17 protein-coding genes are annotated in these 21,731 nt (G+C 48.8%); 13 read left to right on the top strand and 4 right to left on the bottom strand.

From position 1 onward, the window contains the following. Window positions 1–44 precede the first annotated feature (44 nt). From ACO0KV_RS12975 to ACO0KV_RS12925, 11 genes are all read left to right on the top strand, one after another. Complete coding sequence (locus ACO0KV_RS12975) at window positions 45–1,058, top strand: glycoside hydrolase family 53 protein (protein ID WP_423042953.1); 1,014 nt, start codon at window positions 45–47, stop codon at window positions 1,056–1,058. A gap of 230 nt (window positions 1,059–1,288) precedes the next feature. Further along, a complete protein-coding gene (gene dgoD / locus ACO0KV_RS12970; protein WP_423042952.1) occupies window positions 1,289–2,437 on the top strand; it encodes a galactonate dehydratase in 1,149 nt (382 codons plus the stop codon). After that, entirely contained in the window at window positions 2,431–3,447 is a 1,017-nt protein-coding gene (locus ACO0KV_RS12965; RefSeq protein ID WP_423042951.1) for a 2-dehydro-3-deoxygalactonokinase, read from the top strand. The genes dgoD and ACO0KV_RS12965 overlap by 7 nt, the downstream gene beginning before the upstream one ends. 55 nt (window positions 3,448–3,502) lie before the next feature. After that, the gene (locus ACO0KV_RS12960; protein ID WP_423042950.1) at window positions 3,503–4,132 is read left to right on the top strand and encodes a 2-dehydro-3-deoxy-6-phosphogalactonate aldolase; all 630 of its coding nucleotides are present in this window, start codon (window positions 3,503–3,505) and stop codon (window positions 4,130–4,132) included. 51 nt (window positions 4,133–4,183) lie between these two features. Further along, on the top strand, window positions 4,184–6,721 hold the full coding sequence (locus ACO0KV_RS12955) for a beta-galactosidase (protein ID WP_423042949.1): 2,538 nt from the start codon (window positions 4,184–4,186) through the stop codon (window positions 6,719–6,721). 189 nt (window positions 6,722–6,910) lie between these two features. Next, complete coding sequence (locus ACO0KV_RS12950; RefSeq protein WP_423042948.1) at window positions 6,911–7,930, top strand: SMP-30/gluconolactonase/LRE family protein; 1,020 nt, start codon at window positions 6,911–6,913, stop codon at window positions 7,928–7,930. Between the two features lie 44 nt (window positions 7,931–7,974). Beyond that, window positions 7,975–8,985 (top strand): substrate-binding domain-containing protein, encoded by a 1,011-nt coding sequence (locus ACO0KV_RS12945; RefSeq protein ID WP_423042947.1) that lies wholly within the window; start codon window positions 7,975–7,977, stop codon window positions 8,983–8,985. A gap of 1 nt (window position 8,986) precedes the next feature. Beyond that, window positions 8,987–10,486 (top strand): L-arabinose ABC transporter ATP-binding protein AraG, encoded by a 1,500-nt coding sequence (gene araG / locus ACO0KV_RS12940; protein ID WP_423042946.1) that lies wholly within the window; start codon window positions 8,987–8,989, stop codon window positions 10,484–10,486. A 105-nt stretch (window positions 10,487–10,591) separates the two neighbouring features. Further along, window positions 10,592–11,581 (top strand): L-arabinose ABC transporter permease AraH, encoded by a 990-nt coding sequence (araH, locus tag ACO0KV_RS12935; protein ID WP_423042989.1) that lies wholly within the window; start codon window positions 10,592–10,594, stop codon window positions 11,579–11,581. 105 nt (window positions 11,582–11,686) lie between these two features. After that, complete coding sequence (locus ACO0KV_RS12930; RefSeq protein ID WP_423042945.1) at window positions 11,687–12,460, top strand: SDR family oxidoreductase; 774 nt, start codon at window positions 11,687–11,689, stop codon at window positions 12,458–12,460. A gap of 31 nt (window positions 12,461–12,491) precedes the next feature. Beyond that, window positions 12,492–13,451 (top strand): LysR substrate-binding domain-containing protein, encoded by a 960-nt coding sequence (locus tag ACO0KV_RS12925; RefSeq protein ID WP_423042944.1) that lies wholly within the window; start codon window positions 12,492–12,494, stop codon window positions 13,449–13,451. Between the two features lie 125 nt (window positions 13,452–13,576). On the opposite strand, the gene ACO0KV_RS12920 is transcribed toward ACO0KV_RS12925, so the two are convergent. Further along, window positions 13,577–16,183, bottom strand: coding sequence for a TonB-dependent receptor (locus tag ACO0KV_RS12920; RefSeq protein ID WP_423042943.1), 2,607 nt, complete (start codon window positions 16,181–16,183; stop codon window positions 13,577–13,579). Between the two features lie 474 nt (window positions 16,184–16,657). Between ACO0KV_RS12920 and ACO0KV_RS12915 the strand changes: the two genes are divergently transcribed. After that, window positions 16,658–17,761 carry a branched-chain amino acid aminotransferase gene (locus ACO0KV_RS12915; RefSeq protein ID WP_423042942.1) on the top strand — a complete coding sequence of 368 codons (1,104 nt, stop codon included), beginning with the start codon at window positions 16,658–16,660 and terminating at the stop codon, window positions 17,759–17,761. A 110-nt stretch (window positions 17,762–17,871) separates the two neighbouring features. Here ACO0KV_RS12915 and ACO0KV_RS12910 read toward each other — a convergent pair whose 3' ends face one another. Further along, on the bottom strand, window positions 17,872–19,140 hold the full coding sequence (locus ACO0KV_RS12910; protein ID WP_423042941.1) for an MFS transporter: 1,269 nt from the start codon (window positions 19,138–19,140) through the stop codon (window positions 17,872–17,874). Between the two features lie 254 nt (window positions 19,141–19,394). Here ACO0KV_RS12910 and ACO0KV_RS12905 point away from each other — a divergent pair, with 254 nt between their 5' ends. Beyond that, window positions 19,395–20,180 (top strand): transglutaminase-like cysteine peptidase, encoded by a 786-nt coding sequence (locus tag ACO0KV_RS12905; protein ID WP_423042940.1) that lies wholly within the window; start codon window positions 19,395–19,397, stop codon window positions 20,178–20,180. A gap of 2 nt (window positions 20,181–20,182) precedes the next feature. On the opposite strand, the gene ACO0KV_RS12900 is transcribed toward ACO0KV_RS12905, so the two are convergent. Together ACO0KV_RS12900 and ACO0KV_RS12895 are read right to left on the bottom strand one after the other, a co-directional pair. After that, window positions 20,183–21,271: a DUF1972 domain-containing protein gene (locus ACO0KV_RS12900; protein ID WP_423042939.1), complete on the bottom strand. Its 1,089-nt coding sequence runs from the start codon at window positions 21,269–21,271 to the stop codon at window positions 20,183–20,185. Window positions 21,272–21,581: 310 nt separating this feature from the next. After that, window positions 21,582–21,731, bottom strand: a 150-nt coding sequence (locus tag ACO0KV_RS12895) for an IS3 family transposase (RefSeq protein ID WP_423042988.1), incomplete at its 5' end; no start/stop codon positions are given.

Genomic DNA, 21,731 nt, shown 5'->3' with positions numbered 1-21,731 from the left:
AAAGAAAACCAGTGCCTTTATCTGGTATTTCTCATCAGGAGACAATGTTGAAATCCAAACAGTTAGCGAAAGCTTTTTTATTCACGGCAGCGCTCTCGGCAATGGCATTGCCCGTCCAGGCGCAAACACAAACAGGTGCCTTTGCTTATGGTGCTGATGTCAGCTGGGTCAATCAGGAAGAAGCCGGCGGATATGCGTTCTATAACGTGAACAAAGTCAAAACAGATCCCTTTGTATTGCTCAAAAATATGAATGTCAATGCAGTCCGTTTGCGCGTCTGGGTGAATCCTGCAAACGGCTGGTGTGATGGTGCGGACGTGCTCTATAAAGCAAAACGAGCAGCGGCCCAGGGGCAACGCATTATGATCGATTTTCATTACAGCGATGTCTGGGCAGATCCAGCGCACCAGACCTTACCAGCAGCATGGGCAAAGGATACGCTGGCACAGCTTAATACCCACGTCTACGGTCATACCTCTGGCATTTTGAGCTACCTGAAAACGAATGGTATTGACGTTACGTGGGTACAAGTAGGGAATGAAATCAACAGCGGTATGCTCTGGCCCCTAGGCAGCACATCTAACTTCGGACAGTTAGCACAACTCATTAACAGTGGCTACAACGCCAGCAAGTCAGTGTACCCCAATGCAAAGGTGATCTTGCATCTCGCTAATGGCTACAACAATGCAAATTTTCAGTGGTTTTTCGATGGCGTCAAAGGGGCAGGAGCAAATTGGGATGTGATTGGCATGTCGCATTATCCTGCGGCTGCCAGTTGGCAAACCTTAGATACAGAACTGGCAGCAAACATGAGCAAGATGGTTGCGCGCTATAACAAACCCGTCATCATTAGTGAAGTGGGCATGGACTACGCACAAGCAAGTGCGACACACAGCATGCTGACGGACGTCATCGCAAAAAACAAAGCGCTGGGCACCTACGGCCTAGGCGTCTTTTACTGGGAGCCAGAAGCGTATCCGGGCTGGCAAGGCTATACGATGGGTGCACTGAATGCCAATGGACAATTTACCGCCGCACTCGGTGCGTATGCACAGTAATCATCAACGGCGTATGCAGATGCTTTCTGTCTGACTACCTAGCGCCTCTAGCGTGCAAGACGCGCTGGGGGCCTTTCTCTATGTCTCCCGCAATATCAAGTGACATAAGAAAACATCATTCAAGATCACGAACGTATTCTAATTTCATATACATCTGAGCAAATTATTCATATTTGCTATCTAGATAATCCGATTAAGATCGTTCACGTTTAATGACAAATAACGAATTCATGAAAATTACCAAACTCACTACATACCGGATTCCTCCTCGTTGGATGCTATTAAAAGTCGAAACGGATGAAGGCGTTGTTGGCTGGGGTGAACCAGTCATCGAAGGCCGTGCCCGCACTGTTGAGGCAGCAGTCAAAGAAATGGAACCCTATCTCATCGGTCAGGATCCAGCGCGCATTAATGATCTGTGGCAAACCATGTATCGCGGTGGCTTTTATCGCGGTGGCGCCATTTTAATGAGTGCAATCGCAGGGATTGATCAGGCATTATGGGATATCAAAGGCAAAACGCACGGACTGCCGGTCTATGAATTGCTCGGTGGTTTAGTTCGTGATCGGATGAAAACCTATAGTTGGGTGGGTGGAGATCGACCTTCAGATGTCATCGCTGGCATTGCCAAACTACGTGAAGCCGGTTTTGACACCTTCAAAATGAATGGCACGGAAGAGTTCGGCATCATTGATACGGCCGCGGCTGTCGATGCGGCGGTAGAACGTATTGCTGAGATCCGCTCGGCGTTTGGTTCATCGATTGAATTCGGCATTGATTTCCATGGTCGCGTTGCAGCACCAATGGCAAAAGTGTTGTTACGTGCTCTGGAGCCGTATCGTCCTTTATTTGTCGAAGAGCCTGTACTGGCCGAACAAGCAGAATACTATCCACGCCTAGCAGAGAGCACGTCGATACCTTTGGCGGCGGGTGAGCGCATGTATTCTCGGTTTGAATTTAAATCGGTATTCAGTCAGGGAGGCTTGTCCATCGTCCAGCCTGACCTGTCTCATGCTGGCGGCATTACTGAATGCTACAAAATTGGCGCAATGGCTGAAGCCTACGATATTGCGCTCGCACCGCATTGCCCGCTCGGACCGATTGCGCTTGCAGCCTGTCTGCACGTCGATTTTGTATCGCACAATGCCGTCCTGCAAGAACAAAGTATGGGGATTCACTATAACAAAGAAGCGGATCTCCTTGATTACGTTGTCAATCGCGAAGACTTTAAAATTACCGATGGCTACATTAATCCCTTGCCAAAACCTGGCCTCGGTGTAGAAATAGATGAAGAGCGCGTCATCGCAGCAAGTCTGAATGCGCCCGACTGGCGTAATCCGTTGTGGCGCCATAAAGATGGTAGCGTTGCAGAATGGTAAGCCAGACAAGCGACGCATTGACGAGCGCTGAGATCGCTGCTGCCCGTTTAATAGGGATTGATTGGGGCAGCACAGGATTAAGATCGTTCATCATCGGCGAGGGAGGCGTTGTTATCGCATCTGCGAAAGCAAAATTGGGCGCGTCTTCCATGCAGGGGAAAGACGCTTTTGCCTCGACGTTTAATGCATGTCTTGGTGACTGGATAGTACAACTCCATCAGGCCGGAAAAAAATTACCTGTCCTGGCCTGCGGTATGGTTGGTAGCAAACATGGCTGGATCGATGTTCCCTATGTCGACTGTCCTGCAAACAGTCATCAGATCGCCCGCCAGCTTGGCGCAGTGGCTGATGTGCCTGTGTCGACTGCCCTCACTTTGTCTACCGATGTATATATCGTTCCGGGCTTGCTTTTTAATCCCATCCACGCCGCGCCCGACGTGATGCGCGGCGAAGAGACGCAAATTGTTGGCGCACTCAACGCGTATCCGGTTCTGCATCAAGAAGCCTGTCTGGTGTTACCTGGTACCCATTCCAAATGGGCCAACGTCAGACAGGGCAGCATCCTCGGTTTTGCGACGCATATGACGGGCGAGTTATTTGCCGTCTTAAGTCAGTACTCAGTATTGGGGCGCTTACTGACGACCGACAGCGACGAACACAACTCGGCCGCATTCATTGCAGGCGTTGAAGCGGCACGCGACCATAGCCAAGCAGGGCTCACCCACCAGTTATTCGCTGTTCGTAGTCTGGGCATTACAGAAAAATTAAACGGCGTTGAGTTAACCGACTATCTATCCGGCTTACTGATAGGACATGAACTCAACGCAGGTCTTGCCTGGCGCACCGACGCGGGGCTAGATTCAGCACCGCTTGTGCTTATTGGTGAAACTGCCTTATGCCAACGCTATCAGCAAGCACTACTCAATGTTGAACAAACGCATTCATTGGTCTTACCCAATACAGCACCACAAGGTCTATGGCATATCGCAAACGCAGCGCAGTTGGTCTGAATGAAGCATAGACGGACGTTAAGCTACCTCACTTTTTTATGGTCTCTTTTATAAAATGAAATCCATTGTCACTCCTTTTGATCTTGCATTTAATCACCTCCCCTTAGTCGCCATTTTGCGCGGCATCACGCCTTTGGAAGTTGAGACGGTGGGCCACGCACTTTATGAAGAAGGCTTTCGCTTAATCGAAGTCCCCCTCAACTCACCGAATGCGTTAGCGTCTATTAAACTCCTCAGACATTGTTTGCCAGCAGACGCGGTCATTGGTGCGGGGACCGTCCTGACACAAGAAGCGGTTGTTCAGGTGCGTGATGCGGGTGGCACACTGATTGTTATGCCACATGCCGATGTCAACGTCATCAAAGCAGCCAGAAATTTGGGACTGTTTTGCTTACCTGGCATTGCGACCCTGACAGAAGCCTTTGCGGCTATCCATGCAGGCGCTGATGCATTGAAAATTTTCCCCGCTGAGTTGATCACACCTGCCATACTCAAAGCCATGAAGGTCGTATTACCGCCAGCATTACCGCTGTTACCGGTTGGCGGCATTACGCCTGAGCGTATGCCTTCCTATCGCGAAGCAGGTGCCGCAGGATTTGGTCTGGGCTCTGTCCTTTACGCACCAGGCATGACTGCGGAAGACGTGGCAAAGCGTGCACGTCAATTTGTTAAGGCGTGGAAATAAATTAAAAATTAAAAAAATTTAAAAATTAAAATCAAGCGGTACGGAGACAGCATGACCCAAAAAAAACAATTAGCGCTATGGATCACTTCACTTTTTTTATCCGTAGGTCACGCAGAGGTACGACCAGATAGCGCACTTCTAAAAATTGATGCAAGTGGTGTTGCTGTGCCGGTTCAGAGTCAGCATTTACGTATGGGTTCAGCAATAGCTCCCAATGGCGAACGCTTAGAAATCAATAACCAATATCTGCTCAAAGCGGGCAAGCCATGGCTGCCCGTGATGGGCGAGTTTCACTACTCACGCAGCCCAGAAAATACTTGGGAGGCCGAACTCCAGAAAATGAAATCAGCAGGCGTCAATATCGTCGCCAGCTATATTATCTGGAACCATCATGAAGAACATGAAGGTCAGTTTAACTGGAAAAAAAATCGCGACTTACACCGTTTTATTGCTCTTTGCGAAAAAGTCGGTTTGAAGGTGGTGGTGCGTGTGGGACCGTGGTCGCACGCAGAAGTACGCTATGGTGGTTTTCCAGATTGGGTCGTCAATGCCATGCCAACCCGTGGCGATGACCCACAGTATTTGCACTATGTAGAACGCCTTTATACACAAATTGCACAACAATTAAAAGGCCAGCTCTGGAAGCAAGGTGGCCCTGTCATCGGCGTACAATTAGAGAACGAATACAATCTAAACGGTCCACAACAGGGCGCGCAGCATATCAAAACGCTCAAAGCAATGGCACAAAAAGTCGGTCTGGATGTACCAATGTACACCGTCACCGGCTGGGATAACACGATTTATCCGCAAGGTGAAGTGGTTCCCGTCTTTGGTGGTTACCCAGATGAACCTTGGGGTGTCTCGACGACGGAATTACCACCGAAAGAAACCTATGCTTTCCGATTTGATAGCCGAGTCAGTGGCGACTTAGGCGCACAAACCGTCGCCACCGCCCCTGGCACCGCAGAAGCCGATGCGCATCTGACACCGTTCTTAGGTGCAGAATATGGTGCTGGCTTACCAGCGATGTATCGTCGTCGCACGGTTGTCTCCGGTGATGACATTGCCTCCATGTTGCCGGTACAACTGGGATCTGGTGTCAATTTGCTTGGCTATTACATGTTTCATGGCGGCCGCAATCCAATGACGAGTGCAGGTACCTCGTTGCAGGAAAGCTCAATGAGCGGTGCTTATAACGATACACCAATGATCAGCTATGACTTTCAGGCGCCATTAGGCCCTGACGGACAACAACGCGAAGTCCTAGAATTATTACGTCCCTACCATTACTTTTTAAACGACTTTGGTGCCTCACTGGCACCGATGATCGTCAAAAAACCAGAGCAAGTCCCCGCCAACGAGACGGATTTACATCCACTGCGTTGGTCAGTACGTAGTCAAGGCGATCATGGTTTTTTATTCGTCAACAATCACGTGCGGCAATATGCAATGGCGGCGCATCCTGAAGTTCGTTTTTCTGTGAAGTTAAATTCAGAAACCATCGATTTCCCGCATTCACCCGTGACGATTGCAGATGGCCGCTATTTCATCTGGCCTCTGAATCTGGACGTGGGAGGTACCACCCTGCGTTATGCAACTGCACAACCTATCGCAACGCTAGATCACGGTACAAACGGGATGACGTTTGTATTTGCCGCGTCAGGGGATATTCCGGTTGAACTTGGTTTTAATGCCAGCGACGCCGCTTATATCAGCGCGCCTAATGCATCGCTGACACAAGACAACGGACATCTCAGGATCGATCATATCCACGCCGGTAGCGATATGACTGTCACGATTCGACGCCCCAACGCAAAACCTGTGCGTCTCCTTATCCTGACCGAGCAACAGGCCCGCCACTTAACCATCGGCGATCTGCAAGGACAACGCCGGTTAATCATCAGCGAGCAGCAATCGTATTTGACACAACGTGGATTGGAATTACGTTCGACCAATAATCGCCGCTTCCATGTGGAGATTTTTCCAGCCATCGCTACTGGCGCGCTGAAAAACACCCTGCCACAACTACATGAAATGGCCGATAAAGGCATCTTTCAGGTCATCGAGGCGGAACAACCTGCTGTCGACCTGACGGTCAACGCATCATTACTCCGTGAGGCAAAACCAGTCGCAGCGGTTATGACAGGCGGTCTCGCTAAAGCCGCACTAGAACCAAAGCCCGAGAGTTTTAGTGCAGCAGCGGCATGGCAACTCTCCCTCCCGAACTTATCATTGCAAAAAGCACTGGCATCACCAGGGGTCGCAGACGTCTTACTGTCGATCGATTTTGTCGGTGATATTGGCCGTCTGTTCAGTGGCGTTGAATTAATCGATGACTGGTATTACTCAGGCTATGGCTGGCAGGTCGGACTCCGACAATATGCCACCAAACTAGCAACGCAACCCGCATCGACGCTGACCCTATCTGTCTTGCCCCTGCGTGCTGATGCGCCGATCTATTTACCAAAAGAGAGTCGTCCTGACTTCAAAGGCGCAGCACAAATCGCGGACTTACATCAGGTCAGACTCATACCGGTTTATCAACTGAGCATCCCTGCTAAAACGTCTGACAAGACAATTTCGCACTAACAAAGGGCATTGTGTTGGTTCTGGCTCATCTATAACAAAACAATATAGATGACAATAAAAAATATATTTGTCTGATATGGCGCTGCTTGCAATAATATATTTCGCAAAAGCAAAACTGGATGAGTACTGATGCCGACGCAGCGCCAGCACCGCCAATAATACACGAGACAAATTAACAAAAGAACACTGATGAGCGCGAGCACTAACACCCTATCGAATAACGTGATGTCATTAGCACTCGCTCAGGAAGCGGTTTTGGGTGAGGGTTTGATCTGGCATGCAAACAGTCAGTCTTGGTGGTGGACAGACATTGAGTCATCGACGATCCATGCGTGGTCTGGGTCCACCGATCAACTACGAAACTATAAATTACCAGACCGTGTCGGCTCCATGGCACATTGCGAATCAGGTCGTATATTGCTCGGCATGACCAAGCGTATTTGCGTTGCCAATGAGTCGGATGTCGCCACTAGCGCCAGCGGCAGCAACAGTGTCAGTGGCCCTGGACAGACGATCAGCAATATGGTCAGCCGGAATTTGCATGTGCAATCGCTGGTCGCCGTTGATGCTGCCGAACCCCGCACCCGCATTAATGATGGGCGTACTGACCGCAGTGGCAATTTTGTTTTTGGTACCATCAACGAATCACCAGAAAAACGGTTGATCGGTAGCTTTTATCAATACTCAACACGCTTTGGATTACGTCGACTGGCCTTACCTGCTGTCGCTATCGCTAACAGCATCTGCTTTAGCCCAGATGGTGCGACGATGTATTTCAGTGACACACTGACGCGTCGCATTTTGCAGTGTGATTACGACGCAAGTGCTGCACGTGTAAAAAATGTCCGTCAGTTTGTCCATGTCAGCGATGTCAATGGCGCCCCCGCGTTTCCTGATGGATCTGTCATCGATCGACATGGTTGTTTATGGAACGCCCAATGGGGCGCGGGACAAATCGTGCAATATGATCCGAGCGGAAAAGTCATGAATCAATTCCGTGTTCCCACTAAAAATCCGACCTGCCCCGCCTTTGGTGGTCCTAACTTAGATGTGCTGATGGTGACCACCGCACGACAAGACATGACACCGCAAGAACAGCAGGAGATGCCACGTGCTGGCAGTCTGTTCAGCATCAAGCTCCCTCACACAACCGGGCTTGCCGACACCTTATTTAATGACCTCACGCACCAGCCGGAAAGAGGCCATTAACGACGTTAAAAATAGATCAGTAAAAAATAATCAGGAGATAAAACATGAAGCACACTACAAGCATATTCAGACACATCCTTCCCGTCTTGACTGGCCTTCTGGTCAGTTCTGTTGGCTTTGCCGCAGAACCGGTTAAACCAGTGACCCCTATCAAAATCGGCTTCTTAGTCAAGCAGGCAGAAGAGCCATGGTTTCAGGATGAGTGGCGTTTTGCTGATCAGGCAGCGCTTGAAAAGGGTTTTACCTTAGTCAAAATTGGCATCCCGAATGGTGAAAAAATGATGGCTGCCATTGATAATTTGGCGGCACAAAAAGTACAAGGTTTCATCATTTGTGCGCCCGATGTCAAATTAGGTATGGCCATTGAACGTACTAGCAAACGTAATGGGCTAAAAGTCATCGCCGTCGATGATCAACTGATTGATGGCGCAGGTAAGCCAATCGCCAGCATTCCTTATATGGGAATCTCGGGATACAACATTGGTAAGCAAGTGGGTGAAGGTCTGCTGGAAGAAATGAAGGCACGCGATTGGAAAGCCGCCGAGGTCGGCGCCTTGCGCATGTCCTATGACCAGCTGCCAACTGCGCACGATAGAACTCAGGGCGCCGTCGATGCCTTAAAAGCAGCTGGCTTCCCAGTGGCCAATATGTTTGATGCCGCCCAAAGTAAAACCGACACCGAAAGCGCATTTAACGCCGCCAATATCGCATTCACTAAACAGGCACACATCAAACATTGGATCATTTTCGGGATGAATGATGAAGCGGTGCTGGGCGCAGTACGGGCAGCAGAAAGTCATGCGCTCAAAAGCGATGCCATCATTGGTATTGGCATCGGCGGCAGCAAAACGGCACTGAACGAATTTGTTAAGCCGGCTGCGACTGGTTTCTACGGCACCGTCTTAATCAGCCCAAAACGTCACGGTTACGAAACCGCGATGAACATGTACAAATGGATTGTTGAGCAACAAGCACCTGCAGCGGTGACACTGACATCAGGAACATTAATGACCCGGCGCAACCAAGCGCAATTACGTGCCCAGAATGGATTGTGAAATGACGTTGGCTTACTTGCAATTTGATCAGGTATCAAAGAATTTTGCTGGCGTCAGAGCCTTAAGTGGCGTCAGCTTTGAAGCACATGCAGGCACAGTCCATGGATTGCTGGGTGAAAACGGTGCGGGCAAATCAACACTCTTAAAAATTCTGGGGGGGCAGTATCGCCCTGATGGTGGCCGTTTGGTGGTCGGTGGTAAAGTGTGCCAGTTCGGTTCTGCGGCAGACGCGATTGCGGCGGGGATTGCCGTGATTCATCAAGAATTGCAATATGTTCCGGAGCTGACCGTCACTGAGAATATCCTGATGGGACGTCTTCCGACACGCTTAGGCATCGTCAATAAAAAAGAAGCGCGCCGTATTGTTGCAGAGCGTTTGACGGAAATGGGCGTCGATCTCGATCCTGACGCGCGTCTCATTGACTTATCGATTGCACAGCGGCAGATGGTAGAAATCTGTAAAGCGGTCATGCAAAATGCGCAAATTATTGCGTTTGATGAACCGACAAGCAGCCTGTCGCATCTTGAAAGTGAAGTGCTCTTCCGCTTAGTTCGTGAACTACGCGCTAATGGCAAAACCTTGATTTATATTTCGCATCGCCTGGAAGAGTTGTATGCATTATGCGATACCTGCACGATTTTCAGAGATGGGAAAAAGATCGTTACCCATCCCGTGATGGCGCAAGTTCAACGCGATACCTTAATCCGCGACATGGTCGGCCGCGATGTGACGGATATCTACGACTATCGCCCGCGTGAGGTCGGCGAAGATCGCCTCAAGATTGTCGCCCTCAGCGGCAAAGACTCGCCTGAAGCAAACAATTTCAGTGTCAAGCGCGGTGAAATCGTTGGCTTCTTTGGATTAGTGGGGGCAGGCCGAACTGAACTGATGCGCTTACTCTATGGCGCCGATCAGCGACTCTCCGGAAAGGTCGAACTTGACGGTGTCGCCGTTGCCGGTTCAGGTCCCTCTGCCGCCATTGATGCGGGTATCGTCTTGTGCCCAGAGGATCGAAAAGAACAAGGAATCCTCGCGCAAGCCTCGATTTCAGAAAACATCAACATCAGTTGCCGTCGACATGACTTATTGGGTGGGCTGTTTTTACGACACAAAAAAGAAGCCGCTTTAGCTGATGCATTTATTCAACGGCTGCGAATTAAAACACCGAACCGTGATCAGGAAATTCGTCTTCTCTCTGGCGGGAACCAGCAAAAAGTGATCCTGGCACGCTGGCTAGCAGAACCAGGCATGAAAGTATTGATACTCGATGAACCCACACGTGGCATCGACGTCGGTGCTAAAAATGAAATTTACCGCATTATTTATGAAGTCGCTGAACGCGGTTGCTGCGTCATCGTTGTCTCATCGGAGTTGCCTGAAGTGCTGGGTATTTCTGATCGCGTTGTCGTCATGCGAGATGGAAAAATCAGCGGACAGTTAGACCGTGCCAATGCGAACGAAACGGCAATTTTAAGTCTCGCACTGGATAAAGCCGCATAACGGCTGACTCTCTGATAGACGCCCCACTTTTTTGCCGACTACTACCTACAGAAATTAACCATTATGACTACCGCCAATTCTTTTAACGCGAAACCGGACGCTGCCATGAATCAGCCATCGCCAAACCAGGCTCAACAACAAACGCAGAACCAGCTCAATCAATACCGTCATTGGCTCGTTGAGCACAGCATGACCCTGGGCTACATCGTGTTGTTTATCGTCTTATCGCTCACCGTCGAGAATTTTTTCTCAGGAACCAACATCATTGGCCTAATGCTCTCCGTGGCGCAAATCGGCATGGTGGCTTGCACGATGATGCTGTGCCTGGCCTCGCGTGATTTTGATTTGTCGATTGGTTCGACCATTGCCTTTTCTGGGGTGTTAGGCGCGATTATTTTGGAACACACCCACAGCATTTTTCTGGCAGTCGGTGGCGGTTTATTGGCCGGTGCCTTGATTGGTGCGGGTAACGGCGTGTTGATCGCCTATCTGCGTGTAAATGCATTAATCGCAACCTTGGCAACGATGCTGATGGTGCGTGGTCTGGCATTTATCGTTTCGCACGGTCAGGCGGTCGGGATTGCCGATGAGGGCTTTATCAGCTTTGGTGATGGTCGTTTGTTTGGCTTACCTTTGCCAGTGTTGGTCACTGGCGCGTGCTTCATTGTCTTTAGCGTTCTCCTTAATCATACGGTCTTTGGCCGTAACACCTTGGCCATCGGCGGCAATCCAGAAGCAGCACGTCTGGCGGGCGTCAAAGTAGAACGTCTGCGTGTCTGGATCTTCTTGTTGCAAGGTCTGGTAACGGCCATGGCGGGCCTGATTCTGGCCTCCCGCATCACTAGCGGACAACCTAATTCTGCGCAAGGATTTGAATTGGATGTGATCTCGGCCTGCGTGTTGGGAGGTGTCTCGCTGCAAGGTGGCAAGGCAAAAATTTTTGGTGTGTTGATCGGTGTGCTGATCATGGGTACCGTTGAAAACGTCATGAACTTAATGGATATCGATGCGTTTTATCAGTATCTGATGCGTGGCTTGATTTTGCTCGTGGCGGTGTTATTGGATCAACTGAAAACGCGTGGCAATCGTTCATAAGATTCTGTACGGCACAGCACAACACAACACAACGCAATACTACGCAACACTAGAAACACAACAATAGAAACATCAACAGAAAACACAACGAGCATAAAGACGACAATGACTAACAGATTACTCAATAAAGTGGCGATCGTCACCGGATCCACACGTGGCATCGGCCGTGCCATTGCCACCCTGTTTGCAGCAGAAGGCGCGTACGTCGTCTTTAACAGCCACCGATTTGATGACGCAGCGGCTGAAATGATCGCAACGATGGATAAAGACCGTTCTCTGTTTATCGAAGCCGATGTCTCTGATCCCGCCTCCATGCAACAACTCGTTGACCAGACGATTGCGCGCTTCGGTCCGGTCGATGTGTTGATCAATAATGCGGGTATGGATGTATTTTCTGAACCGCTTGAAATGACCCCAGCACAATGGCAGCGCTGTTTTGCCGTTGATCTGGAAGGTGCATGGAATACGGCGCGTTCTGTTTTACCTTCCATGTTGGGCAAAGGCGCAGGTAGTATCGTCAATATCGCCTCCGTCCATGGTCATAAAATTATTCCTGGATGTTTTCCGTACCCGGTAGCGAAACATGCGTTAATTGGCTTAACGAAGTCCTTGGGGATTGAGTACGCAGCGCGTGGTATTCGCGTCAATTCGATCTCGCCTGGTTTAATCATGACGGACAATGTCAAAAACTGGCTCAATAGCTGCCCCGATCCTGCAGCAGAAACGGCACGTCAGGCGGCGATATTGCCATGCAAACGCATCGGCACACCGGAAGAAGTCGCTTATACCGCCTTATTTCTGGCAAGCGATGAAGCGCGCTTTATCAACGCGACAGACATCTTAATTGACGGTGGTCGCTCGCAGCTTTATCATGAATAGTACTCACTAAACATTCTATTGATGCTACTGCATGTCTGATCCCCGCGCCGATCGTTTTGTTCGCTCTCACCTCAAAACCCGTCACCTTGTGTTACTGGTAGAACTTGGTCGCCATGGCTCCATCCTTCATGCAGCACAAGCAGCCAATCTGACGCAACCCGCTGCGTCCAAATTATTAGGTGAACTTGAGCATGCGCTCGGCGTTCCGCTATTTGACCGTCTGCCACGTGGCGTCGTTCCAACCAGCTATGGCGAAGTCCTGATCCGACGCGCAGGTGCTGCCCTGTCTGAAATGGATGCAGCACATCAGGAGATCATGGAATTACTCTCTGGTCTTAGTGGTCGTGTCGCCGTCGGCACAGTCATGACGCCATCGATTAATCTGCTGCCGCAGACTGTTCAGTTATTAAAATCACGGTATTCGCGAGTCCATGTCTCAATCACCGTCGATTCTAGCAAAGTGCTCATTGCTCGTCTGCGTGCGGGTGAACTGGATATGGTTATTGGCCGCATTCTTGATTCTGATTCCGCTAATGAACTTAATTTTGAGCCGCTAACAGATGAGCCGCATAGCCTGATTGCACGTGCCGCTCACCCGCTGGTGAACGAACCGGATTTAACGCTAGAACAATTGGTCAATGAAGGTTGGATCATGCCGCCCGCCGGTAGTATCTTGCGTGACCGTTTAACTGCGTTATTTTTATCCCATGGTCTGGATCAACCGATTGAAACCGTAGAGACAACGGCCTTGCCGATGATTACGAATTTACTCATCGGCAGCAATATGATCTCCGCCCTTCCAGAAGAATTAGTGCGTCCTTATATCGATATTGGACTGCTCACAGTGCTGCCGTATGATCTTGGATTACGCATGGACTGGTACGGCATCGTTACGCGCAAACATCACAAATTATCGCCTGGTGCTCAAGCCATGCTGTCTACATTGCGTGATGTGGCGGCAAATCTCTATCAGCAGCCCACTGAGCGCTGAGCGCTGAGCTGGAATGATAGCGCCTCCCTAAAAAAGAACATGTAGATACCCACGTTGCAAAGCAAAAAACTCACCAATTTGCATTGGTGAGTTTTTCTTTATGGCGCTTAAAATGATGTCACTTTTTACATTCTATAGCTCACACCGACATTATAACGACGACCAAATTCACGAATTTGCTGGATGTATTGATTGTTTGGATCGGTATACACCAGTTTTTGATTCGTCAGATTATCCGCCCCAAAATGCACCTGGAGGTTTTTGCTAATCTGTTTGGACAGATTAAAACTCAAGTTTGTTTCTGCACCATTGATAATGAACTGACCAGCGGTCCAAGAAGGATCACGAGTGAAGGCGCTATGATAAGTCGCTCCCAGACGGGCTTCAAAGCCGTCATGCTCGTACCACAAGGTCAGGCCTGCATTGGTTTTCATCAACCCATCAACAGGGAACGTTGCCCCGCCATTGGATTCGGTGATGTTACTGGTGGTGTAAGCATAATTACTGAAGATACCCAGGCCATTAAACGGTGCTGGCAAGCTCGTAAATGCTTGTTGATAGACCAGTTCCAGACCACGGACCTCACCACCTTTACCATTCACCGATTGCGAGATTAAAGCGCTCTGACCGTTGATCGTGCCTTGGTTTTCAACAATCTTGATATACGAATCCATTTTCTTAAAGAAAATGCCTGCCGACAGCAATGAGCCTTTACCAAAATACCATTGATAAGCCAGATCGATCTGATCTGCCAGCATCGGTTTCAAGCCTGGATTACCCGCACTACCCGTCACCGGCTGTTGTGATCCTGGCGATGGGAACCACAACGCTTGCGATGCGCGTAACTCATCCAACGGCGCACGTGACATGGCACGCGCCAGACTAAACCGGAGCTGGTGCTCTTGTTGTGCATCTAACGTAAAGATCAGATTCATACTCGGCAATACTTCAGTATCCGAACCATCCACAGAAACCGGGGTTGCTGGCGCGCCGTTGATTGACTGAACACCCGCGCTGGTATGTGTCGTGCGCACAAAACGCAGACCCAGATTACCGCGGTAGTCTTTACCAAACATCATGCCATCAAGGTCGGCTTGCGTATAGAACGACTCACTACGTTCTTTGACATTCCAGCCGGCTTCCTGATCGTCCAAGGTTGGCGTACGGCCTGCTGTATTAAATACGTTCGATCCAAAAGCAGCTGTCGCTGCCCCTTTAAAGTCATTCAACGCAATAAAGTCTGGCAAACCATTCACATGCACGGTGCTATACGCAGAGTTTGGTATTGCCTGCAATGGGTTCACAGAGTAAGTGAGTTGGTTATAGCTCTTTTCACGATCCGTTGCCCGCACACCGAATTTGATTTGCTTGACATCGCCCAGGTTATCGATTGAACGAATCGCATTCAAATGAAGCGATGTCATGTCATCCTTCACATGACCGATGGTGTTGATACTCATATTCCATGGTGCGTTATACAAGGCAGGATTGCCCGTGACCGCACCATTGAGTGAATAATTCTGAACACCGTTACTCCAGCTAAACGTTGGATTGGTCGACAGTTGCTGCTGCAGACTCTCCCATGAGCTATCACGGCTTGCAGACGATGTAGACAAATCGCCTTCAAACTTCCATTGGCCAGATTTGAATTTGCCATTCAATCCCGTTGCAAAGGTATGTGAATCTTGCGTCCACAAATTGTCGTTATTGTCTACGGTAACACCAGACACCGTCGCGCCAGTAACCACACCATTGACAATCGTCGGATTACTATAGTTAGCGCTGTTACCGCCGTTCCAGTTACCGATCGCCCCTTGGTAATAATGGGAAATTTCTGGCTCTAAAATCGCTTGTTTTTCGTAATACGCATCAGCGGTAATGATCGCGTCTGGTGACGGTTTCCATTCTACTTTTGCCAGTGCGCTGCTACGGGTATCGGTACCACGTTTGACCGAGTCCTGAAAACCCCACGGTGTCTGTACCGGTTGTCCATTACTACCATTGACTGGGCCAGCGCTACCGCCAGTATTAAAACCCCAGCTTTCTTTCATCACTTCTAATGAAGGTTGTTTTTGATAGCTCGCCGCAAATGCCACACCCAAGGTGTGATTATTAAACTGATCGACATACAAAGTCCCTAAGCGTGGACCGGTGCTTTTTGCGCCATCAATGCCATTCGCTAACGGTGCGTACAAACCATCCGCTTTGAGCGTGAATTGGCGCTCTTTAAAATTGAGTGGTGAAACGGTGTGCAGATCAATCGTTGTCGCGATACCGCCTTCAATGAGCTCAGCAGACTGTGTTTTATACACGGCCGCGCCAGTAAGAGACTCAGAAGGAAATTGCTCAAAACGTACTGCACGATTGGGTTCTGGTGAGGCAAGTTCACGGCCATCAAGCGTTGCCGCAATAAAGCGTGGACCCAGTCCGCGTGCCACAATCTGACTGGCGTTACCGCGATCGACACCAGACTGCAAGCCTGGCAGGCGCGCTAAGGATTCAGCGATCGTGGTATCTGGTAACTTGCCAATATCTTCGGAAGAAACCACCTCCATGATATTGTTAGACGCTTCTTTGATCGCAGTCGCACTGTTCATCGAATCGCGCACACCAACCATCGTCACTTGCTGAACGACTTCTTCCTTTGCCGCTGGCGCTTGCTGTGCCATCGCACTTAACACCGGAAGTGTAAACAATCCCCCAATGAGCCAACTCAATTTTTTTTGTTTCATTCTGTCCCCAATATTTTTAGTTTTACATGCCGGCGGAAATAAGAAAAAATCTATTTCAACGCAGTTACGCGATTAACTTCAACGTAGTTCAACGTACTTCAACGTAACAGAGGGAATCGTACTGAATTCAAAAAGCGCAAACCAATATCGAATTTAAAGATTCGTATATTAAATACGTATAGCACTGCCCGAGTATTATCTGTTTCGCTCATGGCTTGCAGTGAAGGGCACAAATTTTAATCTGATAATGACGACAAGGGTGAACTGTCACACTGTGGTTAGAATGATCCACGAATAGTGCGGCAAGGAGCTGAAACGCAGCCAGGGCGGTTTTGCGCAAGTACGGACTGTTTGACATAGGAGGAGTTCCTTAGTAACTTAGAGAGTAACCACCATATTCCCCGCTAACCCCAGGAAATTCATCAATTCGCCCTTCGTTTTGTTCGTTTTCCTCATTTTGACTTGCAAATAATTATGATTTCATCAACACCCACCTTATTAATCACGCCTTCCGATCATCCTGTCAGCGAAGCGCAACGTGCTGAGCGTATTGCTAACCCTAGTTTTGGTCGTATTTTTACAGATCATATGGTGGTGATTCCTTACCGCGATGGCGCGTGGCAACGTGGTGAATTAAAAGCATACGGTCCTTTGAGCCTTGATCCTGCGGCGTCGGCGCTGCACTATGGTCAGGCGATTTTTGAAGGATTTAAGGCATTTTCCCAACCTGATGGCAGCATTAAGACTTTCCGCCCAGCATCCAATAGCGCGCGTTTTAATCTGAGCGCGGCCCGTCTGGCGATGCCAGCGATTCCTGAAGCTTTATTTATGGAAGCAGCTGATGCGCTCATTACGATTGATAAAGAGTGGGTACCTAAAAAAGTCGGCGAAAGTCTGTACTTACGTCCGCTGATGTTTGCAACGGATCCATTCTTGGGCGTACGTCCTGCCAACGAATATCTGTTCGTGTTATTTGCCTCCCCTGCTGGTGCCTACTTCCCACAAGGTGTCAAACCAGTCACGGTCTGGATCAGCGAAGACTACGTGCGCGCTGCACCTGGCGGCACAGGCGAAGCAAAATGTGCAGGTAATTATGCAGCGAGCCTTGTTGCACAATCTCAAGCCCTCGAAAAAGGCTGCGATCAGGTCGTTTGGCTAGATGCGGTTAATCGCGAGAACATTGAAGAAATGGGTGGGATGAATCTGTTTTTTGTGTACCAAGATGGCGACAAAAAACGGGTGGTGACACCAGAACTGACCGGCACCTTGTTATCCGGCATCACCCGCCGCAGCTTGCTGCAAATCGCGTCAGACCTTGGTTATGAAGTGGAAGAACGCAAACTCACGGTCCAACAATGGCGCGATGACATCGCCTCCAGCAACATGACTGAGGTGTTTGCTTGTGGCACCGCAGCGGTTATTACCCCGGTCGGTCATGCAAAGGCGAAGAACTTTGAAATCCAGATCAACAACGGTCAAAACGGTCCAGTGACAATGGCATTGCGCGAAGCACTGCTGGCGCTTCAACATGGTACTGCTGTCGATACACATGGTTGGATGCATCAGGTTTGCGCGTAAGGTTCGTCACTAGACGCACCTCGATCTCATGCTAATAATGCGTGATCGACATCACCGCAAAAGAGGCGATATCGCTCCCTCCCCCGCCTAGGTGGGGGAGCTGAGACACACTAAGGATTAGCTGGTTGCACCCGCCCCGCACGATTCAACACCATCAAGCCCAGTACCACAGTAAAAAACACCACCGTCGCCCCCAGCATCGACCAATGAATCCCCATCCTGCTACCAATCAGTCCCACAAAAATTCCACTAAATAATCGCAAGCCTGCTGACGACATCCCAAACAAGCCCAGCACCTTCCCACGAATCGCATCCGGCGCTTTCATTTGCACAATCGTCTGATTCATACTGCTAAACGACAACTCACAAAAGCCCGCAGCAAACAAACACACCAACGCTAGGTGATAATTACGCGTCGTTGCAAAGCTCCCCAACGCCACCGCCCACGCCATTGCAAAGCCCATCGCCGCGGTCGGTGTCACGCGTGTGAATCTGAACCCCGCTTCCAACGTAATCCCCGCAAACAAGGCCCCAGCCGCATCCGCCGCTAACAACATCGAATACGCCAACCCCGGAGAAATCCCCCCCAGATCCGTCGCAAAGCCCGGCATCTGTGCCTGATAACTATTCCCCACAAAAAAGGATGCCGCCCCCGACAACAAAATCATCACGCCCAAGGTCGGAATTTTTTTCACCGTCAGAATCGTCTGCCAGATATCCATCAAGCCATTCACACGACGCGCTGCCGACTGCTCTAAACGCTTATTGCGATGCGGCGTGGGTGCTCTCATTAACCAGATTAGCAACGGCAAATACAACGCCGCATTCAAAAAGATCCCTTTTGCTGGTCCCAGCGTCGACATAATCAAACTGCCCACGCCAGGCCCCACTAGCACCCCAAAATACCGCGCCGTCGCATTTAAACGCACCGCGCTCGCCAGCTTCTCAACACCCACGATGTCATACAGCAGAACCTGACTGGACGTCATCCAGAACACCCCCGCAAATCCGTGCAACACCAGTAACGCCATCGCCCACGGAATCGTCAACGTATCAGTAACAAAGAAATAGCCCCACCCCAACGACACCAACGCAAACAAACCGCCACCGATTTGAATCAAACGCCGCGAATCAAAGCGATCATTCAGTGCCCCCACGCCCACAGAAAACAATAAAAACGGCAACCAATGCGAAATCACCGCAAAGCCACCCAAAGTTGGCGACTGAAACTTCTGAAAGGCAACCCAGTAGCTAATGACATGCTCAACGTTATCCGCCATCATCGTCAGCACAAACGTCGCCACAAAGATCGGAAAACTCGGAATTTTTAAGGCCTCAAACGCCTGATGCTTGACTACCGGGGGAGTATGTTGGGACATCGCTGATGAAATATAAAAAAATTAAGTAGTCAGAATTATAAATTTGATCGCTGTTCCCTGTGTGGAGAAATACGGAATTGATCCTTTTCAAGGCATAAGCAATGATTTTTTTGCAAATTTATTCTACACTCGCTAAGACAAACGTTAAATGTAAATCAACATACAAAGAAAGCGAATAAATGCTCTTCGTCAACAGCGTTTCATCCATGTATGATGCGTAGTGTGAACACGTAGCGACCTGATTGGCAGCACCCATGTCCAACACACATCAGCAGTTGCCACCAACGACACCGAGAATCCGTTTTATTTACCCTAGCCCAAGCAAAGTTCCACCAATGGCCGTTTCAAAAAAAATCCGCTATGTCGTCGTACCCTTGGTACTCAGCTGCCTGCTGATCTCGCCGGCGATGTCTGGGTTAGTCGACTTTACGAGCGGATTATATGCGTGGGCAACCAAGCGCTTTGGTAACGCCGCCGTCGGCCATCTGCAAGTCATGCAAGTGACCGTGCGCCAAATGAAAACCGCCGCCGGTCCCAACTTTACGGCCACCTTGTTAAAGTCCAAAGATATCCAGCTAGAGTCACCCTTCTTACGCAAAACCAATGATTTCTACAATCAGGTGCCGTACTTCTCAGATATGGAACATTGGGGCGTGGAAGACTACTGGGCAACCCCTGTTGAATTGGTCGCCTCATTAGGCGGCGATTGCGAAGACTACGCCATCGCTAAATATATGACTTTAAAAGAACTCGGCGTCCCGGTCGAACGCCTGCGCATCACCTACGTCCGCGCCATCAACATCGGCGAAACCCACATGGTCCTTGCCTACTACCCCACCCCCGACGCCGACCCCTGGATCCTCGACAACCTCATCCCCGAAATCAAACGCGGCTCCGCCCGCACCGACCTCGTGCCAGTCTACAGCTTTAACGACGACGACCTGTGGCTACCCAACGGCACCACCAGAAAAGGCGGCGCCACCACGGTGCGTTTGTGGAAGGATGTGATTGAGAAGATGGATCGGGAGAGTAAGTTGTGAAGTTAAGAAGACATTAATGAAAAATACTGCTGTGCAACAATATGCCAAGTATATCGGCGCTCTGCTATTTCTTTCATAAATGCTTCAATATTTTCGAACTTTTGCAAATCACAAGCATGTATTAACGCTAGCAAATCATTGCTATCTTTAAAATAAAGTGCTTTATTTTCTGTTGTGCTTCTGTTGAAATCACAATCAAAAGCTAAAATAATCTTTCCAAAATGCATAGCCTCAACCAAGGTAGGATTCGTTCCACCAGCAGAGTGACCATGAATAATATACGAGGCATTCTGTCTAAACGTTTTCAGTTTTGATAATTCATACACAGGATTCAACAAAATTAAATTCGTGAAATCACGATATTTAATTTTAAGATTCAATCCATACTCACTGCTATCCCAATTACCTATAATCACAATTGACTTGGATGGGGTTCTGGAGAACGCATCTAAGATGATGTGAATATTATTTTCTGGCTCGATGCGGCAAACAGAAAATGCATAACTACTTGGTAAATTAAAATTGGCAATAGAATCTCTTTCGACGGACATTGCATGATCACCGCCGTAGGCAATGACATGACTATCAACATCATATGTTCGCTTTACATAGTCCCCAATGACACTATTATCTGCTACAACATCATGAGAAAAAAGTACCGCCAACTTCTCAGAAAAACGTAAATAATGCTTTGCAAGCCCTTTCCACTTCTCTCTGCGCCACTCAATACCATCAATATTTGTAACGATTCTCGCCGATGAGAGCAATCTAACCAAAGGTAATGCGAGAGCACCTGAAACACCTAGCAACAAAATAACATCTGAACGCGACCAGATCGAAACTATTAAAGACCAAATATCATATGGAATACTAGATACTCCATTTGCACTCAATGGAATATATTTGAGCTTTGCTTTTAGATAAAATTTTCGTTGAACTAGATAATGTTTGGAGCTACAGAATACCGTTAATGAGTCATCCAAATGTTCCGATGCATGAAACCGAACCAAATTATCACATAGAGTTTCGAAGCCGCCATAACTAGCAGGGACACCGACACTACCTATAATTGCAATTTTCTTATCGCTCATACCATTTTATTTGCCAGTTATTTATTTACGACACCCATTATTTGGCTATTCAAAGATAGTTCTCCGAACCTAGTCATTCTTTTAATTAAGTATCCCATTTGACATCAGGCTTCAACTCAATTAAAACGGCGTACCCGATTCGAAAAAATCTAAATTGAAAAAACAATGTTGCAATAATTGCAATTTGAGAAACATTTTTACTATCACTTATTATAATTGCAATTGCAATTGCAATGGGAAAAAAAATATTTTCAGTAAATAGGTATTAGGGTAACCTTCCCTCGATAATTAGTTCACCATCAGGTGAATGTCATGCAGCGAGATTCTCTTGAATTTGTTTCTTCATCCAGTCTTCCAGATATTGAACGGGAGAGCGGTAACCTAATGTCGAATGCTGCCGTGTTCGATTATAAAACACCTCAATATATTCAAAGCTCGCAGCTTTCATTGCATCATGGGT

It is taken from the genome of Undibacterium sp. RuRC25W, from assembly GCF_049339825.1.
In the GTDB taxonomy this organism is placed as follows: Bacteria; Pseudomonadota; Gammaproteobacteria; order Burkholderiales; family Burkholderiaceae_D; genus Undibacterium.
This window is presented reverse-complemented; position numbering and strand designations above follow the sequence as displayed.

Excerpts from the sequence above, each read along its gene's own strand:
- ACO0KV_RS12975 (WP_423042953.1), top strand. The coding sequence starts at position 45 with ATGTTGAAATCCAAACAGTTAGCGAAAGCTTTTTTATTCACGGCAGCG.
- dgoD (WP_423042952.1), top strand. The coding sequence starts at position 1,289 with ATGAAAATTACCAAACTCACTACATACCGGATTCCTCCTCGTTGGATG.
- ACO0KV_RS12965 (WP_423042951.1), top strand. The coding sequence starts at position 2,431 with ATGGTAAGCCAGACAAGCGACGCATTGACGAGCGCTGAGATCGCTGCT.
- ACO0KV_RS12960 (WP_423042950.1), top strand. The coding sequence starts at position 3,503 with ATGAAATCCATTGTCACTCCTTTTGATCTTGCATTTAATCACCTCCCC.
- ACO0KV_RS12955 (WP_423042949.1), top strand. The coding sequence starts at position 4,184 with ATGACCCAAAAAAAACAATTAGCGCTATGGATCACTTCACTTTTTTTA.
- ACO0KV_RS12950 (WP_423042948.1), top strand. The coding sequence starts at position 6,911 with ATGAGCGCGAGCACTAACACCCTATCGAATAACGTGATGTCATTAGCA.
- ACO0KV_RS12945 (WP_423042947.1), top strand. The coding sequence starts at position 7,975 with ATGAAGCACACTACAAGCATATTCAGACACATCCTTCCCGTCTTGACT.
- araG (WP_423042946.1), top strand. The coding sequence starts at position 8,987 with ATGACGTTGGCTTACTTGCAATTTGATCAGGTATCAAAGAATTTTGCT.
- araH (WP_423042989.1), top strand. The coding sequence starts at position 10,592 with ATGAATCAGCCATCGCCAAACCAGGCTCAACAACAAACGCAGAACCAG.
- ACO0KV_RS12930 (WP_423042945.1), top strand. The coding sequence starts at position 11,687 with ATGACTAACAGATTACTCAATAAAGTGGCGATCGTCACCGGATCCACA.
- ACO0KV_RS12925 (WP_423042944.1), top strand. The coding sequence starts at position 12,492 with ATGTCTGATCCCCGCGCCGATCGTTTTGTTCGCTCTCACCTCAAAACC.
- ACO0KV_RS12920 (WP_423042943.1), bottom strand. The coding sequence starts at position 16,183 with ATGAAACAAAAAAAATTGAGTTGGCTCATTGGGGGATTGTTTACACTT.
- ACO0KV_RS12915 (WP_423042942.1), top strand. The coding sequence starts at position 16,658 with ATGATTTCATCAACACCCACCTTATTAATCACGCCTTCCGATCATCCT.
- ACO0KV_RS12910 (WP_423042941.1), bottom strand. The coding sequence starts at position 19,140 with ATGTCCCAACATACTCCCCCGGTAGTCAAGCATCAGGCGTTTGAGGCC.
- ACO0KV_RS12905 (WP_423042940.1), top strand. The coding sequence starts at position 19,395 with ATGTCCAACACACATCAGCAGTTGCCACCAACGACACCGAGAATCCGT.
- ACO0KV_RS12900 (WP_423042939.1), bottom strand. The coding sequence starts at position 21,271 with ATGAGCGATAAGAAAATTGCAATTATAGGTAGTGTCGGTGTCCCTGCT.